Source organism: Frankia sp. AiPa1 (genome assembly GCF_023243075.1).
Taxonomy (GTDB): domain Bacteria; phylum Actinomycetota; class Actinomycetes; order Frankiales; family Frankiaceae; genus Frankia.
This window is the reverse complement of the sequence record NZ_JALKFZ020000137.1, coordinates 17,877-30,935: the sequence shown is the minus strand read 5'-3', so window position 1 is coordinate 30,935 and position 13,059 is coordinate 17,877. Positions and strand designations below refer to the sequence as shown.

The following is a 13,059-nucleotide window of genomic DNA, read 5'->3' as shown; positions in this document are numbered from 1 at the left end:
ACCCGCCGCCGCGCCGGCCGCGCCCCCCGCCGCACCGCCCGCGCCAGCGCCGCCGGCTCCGCCCAGCTTCTGCAGCATCATCGGATCGAGCGGATCATCGCCGCCCCCGGACGAGCCGCCGCCCATGTTCGAGGCCCGCGAGCCCAGGTTCCCCGCCGCCCCGAGCAGCAGCCCCAGCCCGCCGGACACCTGTCCGTCCACGTCGATCGCGAAGAATCGAGCGAGCGCCGGCCAGCACAACACCGCCGCCGCCAGCGTCATCAATCCCACGATCGTCGAGTCGATGCTGTCGGCTTGGTTTACTTCACTGAATCCTAACGCGAAACACAAGGTGATCGACGGGGGGACGAGTAGCAGTCGGAACGTCGCCATCGCCTGACGCTGCCACCAGATCGACGTCTGCTCCGACAGCAGTCCCGACGCGCCAATCGGCGAGGTCGCGACGAGTACCGCGATCGCCAGCTTCACCATGAGGATCTCCGCCCACAACACCATCACCGTCATGATGGCCGCCAGCGAGAAGACTAGCGTCAGCGCCGGAGTCGACTGGTTCGCCGCCACCAGTTTCACCTTATCGGTGAATGATTCCTGGTCCTTGCTGGTCTTGAAAACAATCCAGTCGCAGATATCCGCCGACGCGTTCGCGCCGGTCTGCACCACCGTCTCGGTGACCGCGATCGCCACCGTCGCCTTCGCCAGCCCCGCCAGCGCGGCCGACACATGGCCGCCGTCCGCCGACAGCTGCGTTCGCACGATCGACACCAGAAGCAGTATCACGGCGGCAAGCGCGCCCAACGCCGTGCAGATCGCATAGATGTCGTGCACGCCACCCTCGTCGTAGTTCACCCGGGCGATGCCCGGCCACTCTTGCATCAGCTTGTCGATCAGGCCCGTCGCCGCTTGGGAGAACTGCCCGACGATGACCCCCCACACCCCGCCAATAGCAGCCGCGACACCGTCCTTCGCCGCATTGGTAAACGGATCGGTAACCGCATGGCGAAGGTCGGAAAATGACGGAATGTCAGGCAAGCTGAAACGCCTCCCAGCCGGCTGCCAGATACTTGCTCGGATCGATGCTGGAGGAGATTTTCAGGGAGCCAGGAAGATCCTCGAGGTCATCCAAATGCCAATCATTATCCTGCCAGGCAAGATAGAACTCTCTTCCCCATGGGACTGCATTTGTGGTCCCAGCGGAGGTGCCTCCCTGTAGGGTTGTCAGCACGGCTACAGTTACCTTGTTGGCATCTTTCTTCGACAGGATACGTAGAGCCACGGGTGTCGCTGTGTACCATTCATCCACGGCGGGTGAATTGGTGCGATAATCCTCGTGTATTATGGCCGAGTCCCGACTGAATGCTTTCTTTGTGTCGATTGTTTTGAATACGTCGATCTGGTGATTCTCTCCTGAGGGGAGGATCAACGGTGCCCAGCGGACGGCGGCGGAGGCGGCGCCTTCTGGGGTGTGGGGGAATCCGAGGGGGACGCCGTTGGCGGCGGTGCGGGTGGGGTGGGGCAGGAGCATCGGATCGTTCGGGGAGGTGGTGGCTGGGCGGGCGGGTTGCGGTGAGGGGATGCCGAAGCGGGTGGGTGCGGAGGGTGGCGGTGTCGAGGCGCTGCTGTGCCCGTGGTCATCGTCGGCGACGGTGAGGGTGATGCCGACGGTGGCGGCGATCAGGACGACGGCCGCGAGGGCGGCGAACAGCAGCGTGCGCCCCCGGCGTCCCGGGGGGCGGCCGTAGGGGGTCATCTGCTGGGTCAGGGACATGGTCGAAGGTTCCCGCTCCGCTGGGGCTGCCGGGCCGGATCGCGTGGGTCAGATCGCGTGGGTCAGATCGCGAGGTTGTAGAAGGTGTTGACGAGCGGGATCGCGATTCCCACGAGGAAGCCGCAGCCGACGGCCCAGCCGAACGCGGTCAGGCCGCGGTCGAAGTGCTGGGGGCGGGCGGTCATCCGGGCCCAGCCGGCGAATCCCGCGGAGATGAGCGCGGCGATTCCGCAGGCGGTCACCGCCCCGTACATCGACCAGGCAAGGATCTTGTTCAGGGCCGAGCCGGCCTGGTCGGGAAGCCCGTCGGTGGTGGGGTTGACCGGCTTGAGCGGGTCGCGTTGGGTGGGCTCGCCGGCAGCGAGGAACAGGGTCGCGTGGGCTGCGAGTTTCTGGATCATGCCGCGTACTCCAGAGCGAGGCGTCGGACGAGGGCATCCGCGGCGCGTTCGGCGTCTCGGCCACCGTGGCCGGCCTCCAGCCTTCCCATGGCGCGCACCGACGGCAGATGGGGAACCCGGGTGATCGCGCCGACCTCGCCGTCGAGCATGACCATCCGGGCGCGTACGGGCCGGGGTAGCCGGCCTTCGCTGATGTCGACGACGGCGGCCACCAGGTCCTCGGGAGCCACTCCGGCCTGGCGCAGCGCCCGGGCCGCGGTGATCGCCTGCTGCAGGGGTCCGGTGGCCGAGGGGGTGACGAGCAGGACGCGGACCCCGGGCTCGGTCAGCAGCCGGAACCAGTGCTCGGCGTGCAGCAGGATGAGCACCGAGTCGTAGGAGTCGACGACCAGAGTGGTCCAGCCGGGGTCGGCGTTCGCCACGACGCTCGCCGTGTCCACCCGGGCAAGGGGGCCGTTCGGGGCGAGCACGTGGTATTCGCCGCCGTAGCCCGGCAGAAGGGCCAGCCCGTCCGGCCCCCGGACCAGGGTGCGGCGCAGGCTGAACAGCCCCGGCGCGTCGTCGATGAGCACCAGTGGCCCGGTGGCGCACAACCGGCGGGCGAGCAGGTCCGCCGTCGTCGAGCGGCCGACCCCACCACCTGCGGCGACGACGATGACCAGATCGCTGATCGGGGTGCTCGCCACGTCCGGCGGCTCGGGCGGGGGAGTCGAGGGGACGAGCCCGTCGCCCTGTGCCTGTGCCACGGGGGCGTACGCGCCGTACCGGTCGTACCGGTCGTGCGGCTCTCGCGGCAGCGCACCGAGGTCGCCGCCGTACGGAACCCACTCGCCTGTCGGCGTGGCCATCCCTGGCGTACCCCCTTGGAACTGGGCCGATGTGACCCAGAGAGAAGAGATTAATGCTGATTGCAGCGAGCCGGTTCGCTACGGTAGCGTCGCGAACACGTTCAATCAAGGTGATTGATTGCATAACGATCATTTAGGTACTTATTGCCCGAGCATGATCGGGCCCCGGCCGGGATGAGGTGGGCGTGGCCGCGCAGTCGCCGGCCGGGTCCGGTGTCGGCTCGGGCCAGGTGGTGGTCGTCGGGCTGATCGCCGTACTGGCCGTGGCCCTCGTGGCCGCCGCCGTGCTCGGCGGGCTCACCGGCGTCGGCGCGTTCGGATCGGACACGGACGACTCCGACACACCCGCGGTGACCGGTTCGGTGGCCGGAATTCCCGCCGAGGACGTCGGGCTGATCCTCAGTGCGGGTCGCACCTGCGCGGCGCTTACCCCGGGGCTGCTCGCCGCGCAGCTCAGCCAGGAGTCCGGCTTCCGCGCCGATGCCCGCTCCCCGGTCGGCGCGCTCGGCGTCGCGCAGTTCATGCCCGCGACCTGGACCGCCCATGGCGTCGACGGAAACAACGACGGACGGGCCGACCCGCTCGACCCGGCCGACGCCATCCCGGCGGCGGCCCGCTACGACTGTGCTCTTGCCGCCGCCGTCGCCCGCGTCACCGGCGACCCCGTCCGGCTGATGCTCGCCGCCTACAACGCCGGCCCAGGCGCTGTCCTCAAGGCGGGCGGCGTTCCGCCCTACGCCGAGACCCAGACCTATGTCGTGCGGATCATCGCCGGCGAGCCCGCGATGACCGCCGCGCTCGCCGCCGCCACCAGCCCGTCCGGCGCCGGCGCACGGACCCCGGCTGTCCGCACGGCCATCGCCTTCGCCCGGCAGCAGCTCGGCAAGCCCTATCGGCTCGGCGCGACCGGCCCCGACACCTGGGACTGCTCATCCCTCGTCCAGGCCGCCTACGCCGCCGCCGGCATCACGCTGCCCCGCACCACCTATGACCAGGCCGGACGCTCCGGACCGATCCTTGCCGTCACCGATGTCGCGGCCTGGCAGCCCGGCGACCTGCTGTTCGCCGCAGGCTCCGACGGCACCCCGGACAACCCCGGTCACGTCGGCATCTACCTCGGCAACCGCCAGGTGCTGCACGCTCCGAAGACCGGTGACGTCGTCAAGATCGTCACTCTCGACCATTTCGAGAAGGTCACCGGCGTCACCCGGCCCGCCGCTCTGACACGGTGACCTCGCTGCCGCCTGCGACAGCTCCCGGATATGCGCCCCGCCGACCCTCGGCGGGCCACTCCGCTGAGGGTCGGCGGGCCACTCCGCTGAGCTGGTCGGCCACCGGGCGTGCTCCCCGCGAGCTACTTCGCCGAGCTGGACGGCCCAGTCTGCCGAACCCGGCGAGCCACTCCGCCGAGCCGGACGGGCCACCGTGCGTGCTCCCGGCGAGCGGATGGAACGGGACAGGCGAGAGAATGCCCGGCGTGTCGGACAACACGGGCAACAGCGCAGATCACAGAGGGGCGGCACCTCGGGGCTGGCGCGATCGGATCCCTACATGATCACGATGGCGTTGTTCAACAACAAGGGCGGCGTCGGCAAGACCACGCTGGCCTACCATCTCGCGCACATGCTGCAGCGGATGGGCCACCGGGTGCTCGCCGTCGACCTCGACCCGCAGGCCAACCTGACCGCGCAGTTCCTCGACGAGGACGAGCTGACCATCCTGTGGGGCGAGTCGGACGACACCGCCACCTCGTCGTCGGCACCGAAGCCGTTCGACCTCGACGCGCGCACCCCCCGCACCAACCGCCACACCGGCACGATGGCCACCGCCATCGCCCCGATCATGGAAGGTGTCGGCGACGTCGACCTGATCACTCCGGTGACGATCGAGGACGGCCTGTGGCTGCTGCCCGGGGACGTCGAACTCAGCGTGTTCGAGGACCGGCTGTCCGCCGCCTGGCCGAACAGTTTCCTCGGCAAGGACATCGCCGCGGTGCGCACGACCACCGCGCTGCACCGTGCCATCGAGAACGGTGCCCGTGCCGTCGGCGCCGACATCGTGCTGATCGACGTCGGCCCGAACCTCGGCGCGATCAACCGGGCGTCGCTGCTGTCCGCCGACACCGTGCTCATGCCGATCGCCGCCGACCTCTTCTCCCTGCGCGGCCTGCGCAACCTCGGACCTACCTTGCGTGACTGGCGTTCGACCTGGCAGGGCACCGTGCTGCCGAAGGTCCCCGATCGGATCGCCGCGCCGCGCGGCCTGATGATGCCGATCGGCTACATCGTCATGCAGCCCCCGTCCCGCGCCGACCGCCCGGCGAAGTCCCACGACCGCTGGCTCGACCGCATCCCCGAGATCTTCCAGACCGCCGTGCTGGCGTCGAACAACCCCGACTCGTTCGACCGATCCTTCGAGATCGCCACGATGCGCAACTACGCGAACCTGGTGCCGCTCGCCCACGACGCCCGTAAGCCCATGTTCGAGCTGCGGGCCGGCGACGGCGCCCTCGGCGGCACCCAGACCGCCGTCCGCCGCTGCTACTCCGACTTCCGCGACCTCGCCCTCAAGGTCCGCGAACGCCTCGCCTACATCGACCCCACCCTGCGCCGCCTCTAACCCCCCCGCCCCGCCCCGCCCCGCCCCGCCCCCGCCGCCGCTGGCGCCCCGCGGCCCCGCCTCGCCGCCGCGTCTGGGTGGGTGGAGCTGGATGTCGCTTCTACAGTGAGAAAACGGGACATAACCACCTTCTCAACCCTGTAGAAGGAACATCTTGCTGGTGCGGCACCGCTGAGCGGTGTCCGCGGCGGCGTGCGGCGGCGGCGCGGCGGCGTGCGGCGGCGGCGCGGCGGCGCGGCGGCCTGGTGGTGGTGGTGGCGGCGGGCGGAGGTGGCGTGGGTGTCCACAGGCGGAGGAGTCGTCCACAGGTAGGCGGTGTTGGGGCGCGGGGCGGCCAGCGCGACGCAGACTCGGTTCATGCTTCACCCCCATGACCGGCTTGTCGCCCTCGGCCGCGCTCAGGACGACGTGGTCACCCGTGCCCAGGCTCGGGCGCTCGGCCTGTCCGACGACGCCATCCAGCAGCGGCGACGAGACGGCTGGCGGTCGCCGATCCGTGGGGCAATGGTCATCCCGCCAGTTAGGGACGAACTGCGTGCCCGCGCCCGTGCCGCGCTGCTCGTCGTCGGCGGGACGATCGTGCGGCTGACCGCCGCCCGGCTCCACGGCCTGCCCGGGCTCCCGCCCCGCGAGCCCAACGAGCCGATAGACCTTGCGGTGCCCGCCGGCGGTAGCCGACTGCGCGGCGGCTACCGCCGGCATCCACTGGAACTCGCCTCCTCGGAGATCGTGAACCTCAGCGGCCTGCGGACAAGTTCCGTAGCCCGCACGCTCGAAGATCTGGCCCTGCTACCCGAGCGAGACCTCTTCATCACCGTTGTCGACGCGATGCTTAACAGTCGCCGGCTCACCGCCGCCGGACTCGCCGATCTCGGCCGCCGCCTCGCGTGCCGCGGCGGCCGAGGCGTCACTCGCGCCCTGTCCTGGTGGCTGATGATCGACGGAAGGGCCGAGTCGCCGCTCGAGACCCGGCTACGCCTACTGCTCATCGACAACGGTCTGCGACCCGACGCGACCCAGTGGCCCGTAGACGACCCGGTGACCGGTCGTCGGATCGCCCGGCTCGACTTCGCCTGGCCCGCGGCTCGCCTGGCCATCGAGGCCGACGGCATCGGCCCCCACAGTCAGCCGCGCGCCCTGCTCTACGACCGGCGTCGACAGAACGAACTCGTCCGGCGCGGGTGGGAGGTCCTCCGTTTCACCTGGCACGACACGGTCCCAGGAACACTCGCCGCGCAACGGGCGGTAGCGATCGTCCGCGCAGCACTCGCCGACGCCCTCTCCCTCAGGGAGGGACGCGATCGCTCACGTTGACAGCCCCGATCCCGGCGTTCCCGGACGGCACCCCCATCACCTGGCAGGGTCCGGACCCGCGCCCTGCTCAACAACCCCAGCACCGGGCTACCGACCTGAGTCCGCGCCTCGGCCTCTCCAAGCGTGCGGTCGCGGCCTCTCCCCATCAGTTGGAAACGACGACCCGATCGACACGCACCGAACGCGTCAGCTACGCGAGGTGACCAGGCGGCAGGAGTGCGGCGGGACCGCCCGGAGGCTGACAGCCCCCCATCCGGACCCGCCGCCCATGCCGTAGTCTGAGATGGCGCTCCGCTTGGTGTGGTCGCCGGTCTGCCTCTGGCGGGACGGCAGCGGCTCGGGCGGTGCGGCTGAGGGGGCGTAGCTCAATTGGCAGAGCACTGCCTTTGCAAGGCAGGGGTTAGGGGTTCAAGTCCCCTCGTCTCCACGCGCTGGATTCCGCTGGTCTTCGCCCTTTGGGCGCCTTCCCGGCAGCCGCGATGCTGGCCAGGGGGACGACCCCCCGAGCCCCCGAATATGGCGTGGCGGCTCTTTAGGATCGCTATGTGGCCAGCTGTGTAGTCAACGGGTCACGCCCCATGGGTCAGGACCGAGCGTGGTCGCGCACGGTGCGTTACCCCGCCCACGACCGATCGGGATTCGTGTAGCCAAGCCGGCGGACCCGCGAGGACGAACACGGATGACCATGGAATCGATCAAGCCCTGACGTCGACACAGCGGACGCCCACGGATGCTGATGGACGAGCCAGACCGCCTTTGCAAGGCAGGGATTGGGGTTCGAGTTCCCTCGTCTCCACGCGCTGGATTCCGCTGGTCGTCGCCCTTCGGGCGCCTTCCCGGCAGCCGCGATGCTGACCGGGGGGCTCGGGCCCCCCGGTGTGGTGCCCGTCGAGCTCGCTGGTTTCGAGGGATTCGGCTGGGGGCGGGGGGCAGGGTTTGCTCTGCGGGGCCCTTGCCGGCCGTTCCGGAACGATGGATGGGCGGGCCGGCGTCGGCATTTGGCATTTGGTGTTTGCCGCGACGGAGAACAGCATGTGGCGTGATCTTCGGTTCGGCTGCCGGTAAAGGCGAGACAATTTTTGCTTGACGGATATCACCCCAGCCGGGACGATTTCTGCCGGAGACGCGACGGGGGGTCGCGTCCAGCGATGAGAGGTCCCGCCCATGCCCCAGCGACCACGTCGACATTGCCGGCTACGGGAGCGGTTGCTTTATCTACTCACGCTGACGCTACTGGGAAGCGGCGGTCTCGCCTTTATCGGCGAGATTCCCGCGAGCGCCGCAGCGACGCACATCGACGGCGGCTCGCAGCTGAATCCGGGCCAGCAGGTCGGCTCACCCAGCGGCGGATACTCGCTCTCCATGCAGGTGGACGGCAACGCCGTGCAGCGAGCACCAGGGAACCGGCCGGTCTGGGCCACCGGAACAGCCACCCGAAATTCGATTCTCCGCATGCAGGCCGACGGCAACCTCGTGGTTATCGCGCCCGGAAACCACGCGATCTGGAGCACGAACACCGGCGGTCATCCCGGTTCTGATCTCGAGCTTCAGGATGACGGAAATCTGGTTATATACGCACCCGGGCACAAGGCGATCTGGAGCGCCTTCGCGCACGGTTCCGCTCTCGCCCCCAAGCCTCCGGCTCCGGCTCCGGCTCCGGCATCGGCATCGGGCGGCGACTGTCTGGCCACGAACCAATGCGTCGCAACACCGCGCGTCACGGGCACGAGCGTGGCGACTCCTGGGGCGACGGCTCAGCAGATCTCGCGGTCCGATATTCTGGTCAACCCGGCGCTCGGCCGCTACCGAGTGGGCTTCTTCATCATGCAGAAGTCGTACGGAGTCCTGGGCATCACGGGAGCCGGTGATGATCGCGGGTTCGACCCACAGATGAGCGCCGCCCAGAACCGTGTCTACCTCGAGGTCGACTTCACCACCGGCAAGGCCTATATCATCGTGAATCCATCCTGCAATTCAGGCTGGACAGCGTGCACCAACCCGGTCCCGCTTACTGCCGATCGGGTCAGTATCTCTTTCTCCCGCTCACAGGTGGCCTCGTCCAATCCGGCGAACCCGATGACATCAACGACTTTCCACGTGAACATAGAGAACAGTCGCGAAACTGTACACGGATTCCCCCGGATCCGCGCCGAGATCACTTTCTCGACCAACCCGCAGGGCGGGCTGTCCGTGATCGGCCACACCTCGTCGTTTCCGTCGGTCGAGGTGTACCACGAGCTTGGCGGCGCAACGACGACGGTCTACCGGCACGAGCAGGCCAAAATCACTGGTGCCGCCGCGCTGGGGATTCCCGCCCTCGACCAGTCGTTCGGCATCAACGTGTTTTCGGACGGCACGGTGGACCGCGAGATCTGACGGCGCCGCTTAGCTGTCAAGACCTGCCTGTGCGGGCACGGCCTGGTCCATGAGCGCGAAGGACGCCTTGCGGGCGTCCAGGCAATCGGTGGACCAGGCCGTTCACATCGGCGCGGGTGGTGGCGAAAATGAGATAGGCCGCAAGCGCGGGGCCCGATCGGTGTTTCGCCGTCGGGTCTGTGGCGGGGTTCGGGTCCATGGGCCCGGGTCCGTACGTCCACATCCAGCGCGTCCCGTAGCCGAATGTGTACGGATGGCGGTCGCCGAGGGGTGGCGACTGCGGTCGGGTGGTGGCCGCAGTCGGGTGGTGTCTGTGGTCGAGTGGTGGCTGCGGACGGGTGGTGGGGAAGGCGTCAGGACGTGGTTGCGGCCAGGGCGAGCAGGACCAGGGCGGTGATGGCGGCGGCGGTGCGGATGGAGTTGAAGAAGTCCCAGCGGGCACGGTGGGACTGCCAGTCGCTCGGCGGGGCGTCCGGGGTCCAGACGGCCATCGCGTTGTTGATCGGGAGGTCGCCGCGGACGGTGACGATGATGTTGGTGAAGACGCACGCCGCGGCGACTGCGGCCAGGCTCGCGCAGGCAGCGGGGCGGGACACTGCGGCGGCCACCGTCAGAGCGACCGTCGAGAGCAGGCTCGCGATCTGCAGCGGCTTCATGAACTTCGGATAGCTGACATCGAATGCCTGCTTGACGAGCACGTATGTGGTCGCGGGCAGGGAATGCATCGCGGGTCGCACGGCGACCAGACCGATGGTCATCGTCCCCGCGACGAGACCGGTCAGAACGAGGGAGACTGCGACAAGTGCTGAGACCATGATTCTTCGGCTCTCCATTCACCAGATGCGGCTGAGTGGATGCAGTCGTACTGCGTTGGGCGGATCGCTGCGAGCTGTTGTCCTTTTCGTGCCAAGAGTGCCGGATGGCCGGCGCTGCCCGACAGCTGCTGTGCCGGCGGGGGATAACCGTGCTGCGCGCGGACGGGAGGCTTCGCTGGCAGCTTCATCGCGTAGGCAGCTTCGTCGACCGGGCTGCCCGGGCGCCTGGCGCGGATCGAACCGGCGAGTGCCGGACTGGTGGTGCAGTCGACGTCCGGCCACCGCGCCCTCGGCCCCTGGCGGGTCTCGGTGTCCTGGCGCTCTGGGCGGCCTGCGCGCTGCTGGCCGGCTGTGCTCTTCTGCGACGGCGGGATGCCTGACGTCTTGGAGGAGGCGGGGAGGCGGGAGGCGGGGGGGTCGCTCATCCGGGTAGGCGGTAGTAGCCGACGAGATCGGAGAGCAGGGGGTCGGTCCTGATGTCGGCCCCGGTCATCGGCGCGTTGATCATCTTGGCGTCGCCGATGTAGACGCCGACGTGGTGGGTGGTCGGGTACACGCCGCCGGTCCCGAAGAACGCCAGGTCTCCGGGCTGGGGGCGGGATACCTTGGCCAGCCGGCGAATCTGGTCGTTGCTGCTTCCGCCGCCGAGCGCGTCCCGGCCGACGGCCAGGGCGTAGACCCAGCGGACGAAGCCCGAGCAGTCGAGGCCGACCGTCTGGTTCGCCCGGCAGGGTGAGGGGCCGGTGTAGCCGTAGCAGCTACCCGCCGTCGGGCCGGGGTCGGTGCCGTGCCCGCCGGCCCAGGCGTAGGGGATGGTCTCGCCGTCCCAGCCGGAGACCGCCTTGCCGTTCATGATGTCCGTCGCAACCTGGACGATCTTGCTCTCCGTGGGGGGAGCCACGGGATCGCAGTTCGTCGTGGTGCTCACCGCGTTGCCGAGGAAACCGGCGCTGCCGAAAGCGAAGACGGCGCCGTCGCCCGCGGTCAGCCAGTACCCGTCGCCCGCTGGTGTCGAGGCGATGCCGGAGACCGGCATGGCAAGCCGCCTGCCCGACCTCGATCCGTAGGAGGGTGCGTTCGCGGACGGCAGCGCGTACACCTCGCCGTCGGCGGTGGTGAGCCACAGTCCGTTGGTGGTGCCGATCCGGGTCGCCCCGACGATCGTCGCACGCAGGCGCGTCGACGGCAGGGTGTTTCCGGCCGGGGCAGGCGTGTTTCCGTAGCCGAAGACGCTGCCGTCCGCCGCGACCAGCCAGTAGCCGTTGCCGGCCGGATTGCTGACGATGCTGACGACCGGCTCGTCCAGCCGCAGGTCTGTGGCCGAGCCCTGGAAAACGGCGCCGCCCAGCGCGTACACCTCGCCGTCGGCGGTGGTGAGCCACAGCCCGTTGGTGTCGCCCGCACGCGCGGCGCCGACCACCGGCGACGTGATCGTCGTCGAGGGCAGTGGATTGTGGGTCGGCGCGGGTGCGTTTCCGAAGGCGTGGACGTCGCCGTCCGCGGCGACCAGCCAGTAGCCCCGGCCGCCGACGGTCGGCACCAGGGCGACGATCGGCTTGTCGAGGCGCCGATGTGCCGCCGAGCCGAAGAACGGCGCGTCGCCGTAGGAGAAGACTCCGCCGTCGGAGCCGACGAGCCAGTAACCCTTCCCGCCCGGCAGCGCCGCCGTGGCGACGATCGGTCCGCGCAGACATCCGGCGACCGTGGCGCTGGACGCCGGGCGGGCGGACGCCGGGCGGGCGGAGGTGGCCACCAGCCCGGCGGCCAGGAGGAGCAGGGACAGCGCGGAGGCGCCTGAGCGTCTGGCGTGGTCACGGATGAGGATCCGGGACGTTCCCATCAAAGCGGTCACTCCTGGCGGGCGAGTCGGAGCCCGGCGTCGGCCCGGTCCGGTGCCGGCCGTTCCGGCGTGGGCCGGTTCGGCGCCGTCCGGCGCGGTCACGCCAGCGGGTGCCGCAGGCGTATCGGCTGCCAGCGACCAGACTGGATCAACCGGTCCGTCCGCGTGGGTCCACCCACGGCTACCCCCCGTAGCCAGTTACGCGATCAAAGGCCACGCCGGGCGGATGCATGGCTTAGTGTAGTTGATTATCAACTATGAGTAGCGATTGGGTGTCGGGTGTCCGCCTGGGCCACGGACTACCGGGCACGGCCGCGCGCCGACCGGGACCCCAGGCTTCGCGCGTCGACCGGGACCCCAGGCCAGGCTCCGCGTGCTGACGGAGCTCCGGGCGGTCCGCTCGGACTGACGGCCCACCTCACCTGCCGGGCGGAATCCGGCGCGGCGGCTTGCGGGCGGCGTAGCGGAAGTCGTATTCGCCGTGCTCGACGCGGATGTCGGTGAACCCGAGCTGGGCAAGCCGGGAGGGCAGAGCCTCCGCGTCGAGGGGGACGAAGACGTCGTCGATGTGCGCCTGTCTCGTCAGCTCGTTGTCATAGCCGTCCGAGCCGACGAGCGCGGCACCTGGCCGCAGGACGCGGAGGATCTCGCTGAAGATACGGTCCTGTTGTGCCGGGGACGGCACATGGTGGATCACCCCGAAGCAGGCTGCCCCGGTGAACCGGCTCTCGGCGAGGTCGAGCTGCTCCGCGCTGCGGGTGATCACCGTGACGTTGGTGCCGGCGAGGCGCGCGGCAAGTGCTGCGGCGAGACCCGGATCGATCTCCACCGCGGTCAGCCGTGCGGTGCGGGTGCGCAGGATGTCGGTGGTCAGCCCCGGCCCAGGCCCGATTTCCAGCACGTCGTCGCCCAGGTCGGCAATCGATTCGACCCAGGGCAGCAGGTTCTGACGCAGCATGGTGGCCCAGCCCGGGCTGGACAGAGTTTCCAGGTGTCGCTTGTTCATGTTCGCAGCATCTACGCTCGGGCAGTGGCAGTCTGCGCATCCGTGGCCAGGAAAGTGACGGTCCCGGCCAGGTCG

10 protein-coding genes, 1 tRNA gene and 1 pseudogene are annotated in these 13,059 nt (G+C 69.5%); 5 read left to right on the top strand and 7 right to left on the bottom strand.

Translation table 11 applies throughout. The features are described from left to right. The 4 genes and pseudogenes from MXD95_RS14235 to MXD95_RS14220 form a co-directional block, all read right to left on the bottom strand. A pseudogene (locus MXD95_RS14235) lies at nucleotides 1-1,029 on the bottom strand (hypothetical protein); the annotation flags it as partial. Beyond that, complete coding sequence (locus MXD95_RS14230; protein ID WP_250641092.1) at nucleotides 1,022-1,765, bottom strand: DUF8175 domain-containg protein; 744 nt, start codon at nucleotides 1,763-1,765, stop codon at nucleotides 1,022-1,024. The pseudogene MXD95_RS14235 and the gene MXD95_RS14230, both read right to left, overlap by 8 nt. A gap of 62 nt (nucleotides 1,766-1,827) precedes the next feature. Further along, nucleotides 1,828-2,166, bottom strand: coding sequence for a hypothetical protein (locus MXD95_RS14225; protein WP_250641091.1), 339 nt, complete (start codon nucleotides 2,164-2,166; stop codon nucleotides 1,828-1,830). Then, complete coding sequence (locus tag MXD95_RS14220; RefSeq protein WP_250641090.1) at nucleotides 2,163-3,014, bottom strand: hypothetical protein; 852 nt, start codon at nucleotides 3,012-3,014, stop codon at nucleotides 2,163-2,165. The genes MXD95_RS14225 and MXD95_RS14220 overlap by 4 nt, the downstream gene beginning before the upstream one ends. 185 nt (nucleotides 3,015-3,199) lie before the next feature. On the opposite strand from MXD95_RS14220, the gene MXD95_RS14215 reads away from it, so the two are divergent. From MXD95_RS14215 to MXD95_RS14195, 5 genes are all read left to right on the top strand, one after another. Further along, entirely contained in the window at nucleotides 3,200-4,246 is a 1,047-nt protein-coding gene (locus MXD95_RS14215; RefSeq protein WP_250641089.1) for a C40 family peptidase, read from the top strand. Between the two features lie 319 nt (nucleotides 4,247-4,565). Next, nucleotides 4,566-5,633, top strand: a complete 1,068-nt coding sequence (locus MXD95_RS14210; protein ID WP_250641088.1) for a ParA family protein — start codon at nucleotides 4,566-4,568, stop codon at nucleotides 5,631-5,633. Between the two features lie 357 nt (nucleotides 5,634-5,990). Beyond that, on the top strand, nucleotides 5,991-6,947 hold the full coding sequence (locus tag MXD95_RS14205; RefSeq protein ID WP_250641087.1) for a DUF559 domain-containing protein: 957 nt from the start codon (nucleotides 5,991-5,993) through the stop codon (nucleotides 6,945-6,947). A 354-nt stretch (nucleotides 6,948-7,301) separates the two neighbouring features. Next, a tRNA-Ala gene (locus MXD95_RS14200) sits at nucleotides 7,302-7,374 on the top strand. A 779-nt stretch (nucleotides 7,375-8,153) separates the two neighbouring features. After that, nucleotides 8,154-9,323, top strand: a complete 1,170-nt coding sequence (locus MXD95_RS14195; protein ID WP_250641086.1) for a hypothetical protein — start codon at nucleotides 8,154-8,156, stop codon at nucleotides 9,321-9,323. A gap of 353 nt (nucleotides 9,324-9,676) precedes the next feature. On the opposite strand, the gene MXD95_RS14190 is transcribed toward MXD95_RS14195, so the two are convergent. The 3 genes from MXD95_RS14190 to MXD95_RS14180 all read right to left on the bottom strand — a co-directional run bounded on the left by MXD95_RS14190 (nucleotide 9,677) and on the right by MXD95_RS14180 (nucleotide 12,984). Then, complete coding sequence (locus MXD95_RS14190; protein WP_250641085.1) at nucleotides 9,677-10,138, bottom strand: anthrone oxygenase family protein; 462 nt, start codon at nucleotides 10,136-10,138, stop codon at nucleotides 9,677-9,679. Nucleotides 10,139-10,559: 421 nt separating this feature from the next. After that, nucleotides 10,560-11,978, bottom strand: a complete 1,419-nt coding sequence (locus MXD95_RS14185; RefSeq protein WP_250641084.1) for a C40 family peptidase — start codon at nucleotides 11,976-11,978, stop codon at nucleotides 10,560-10,562. 418 nt (nucleotides 11,979-12,396) lie between these two features. Next, nucleotides 12,397-12,984: a class I SAM-dependent methyltransferase gene (locus MXD95_RS14180; RefSeq protein ID WP_250641083.1), complete on the bottom strand. Its 588-nt coding sequence runs from the start codon at nucleotides 12,982-12,984 to the stop codon at nucleotides 12,397-12,399. Between the last annotated feature and the right edge of the window lie 75 nt (nucleotides 12,985-13,059).

Coding starts and splice junctions, on each gene's coding strand:
- MXD95_RS14225 (WP_250641091.1), bottom strand. CDS start 2,166: ATGATCCAGAAACTCGCAGCCCACGCGACCCTGTTCCTCGCTGCCGGC.
- MXD95_RS14190 (WP_250641085.1), bottom strand. CDS start 10,138: ATGGTCTCAGCACTTGTCGCAGTCTCCCTCGTTCTGACCGGTCTCGTC.
- MXD95_RS14180 (WP_250641083.1), bottom strand. CDS start 12,984: ATGAACAAGCGACACCTGGAAACTCTGTCCAGCCCGGGCTGGGCCACC.
- MXD95_RS14230 (WP_250641092.1), bottom strand. CDS start 1,765: ATGTCCCTGACCCAGCAGATGACCCCCTACGGCCGCCCCCCGGGACGC.
- MXD95_RS14205 (WP_250641087.1), top strand. CDS start 5,991: ATGCTTCACCCCCATGACCGGCTTGTCGCCCTCGGCCGCGCTCAGGAC.
- MXD95_RS14220 (WP_250641090.1), bottom strand. CDS start 3,014: ATGGCCACGCCGACAGGCGAGTGGGTTCCGTACGGCGGCGACCTCGGT.
- MXD95_RS14185 (WP_250641084.1), bottom strand. CDS start 11,978: ATGGGAACGTCCCGGATCCTCATCCGTGACCACGCCAGACGCTCAGGC.
- MXD95_RS14210 (WP_250641088.1), top strand. CDS start 4,566: ATGATCACGATGGCGTTGTTCAACAACAAGGGCGGCGTCGGCAAGACC.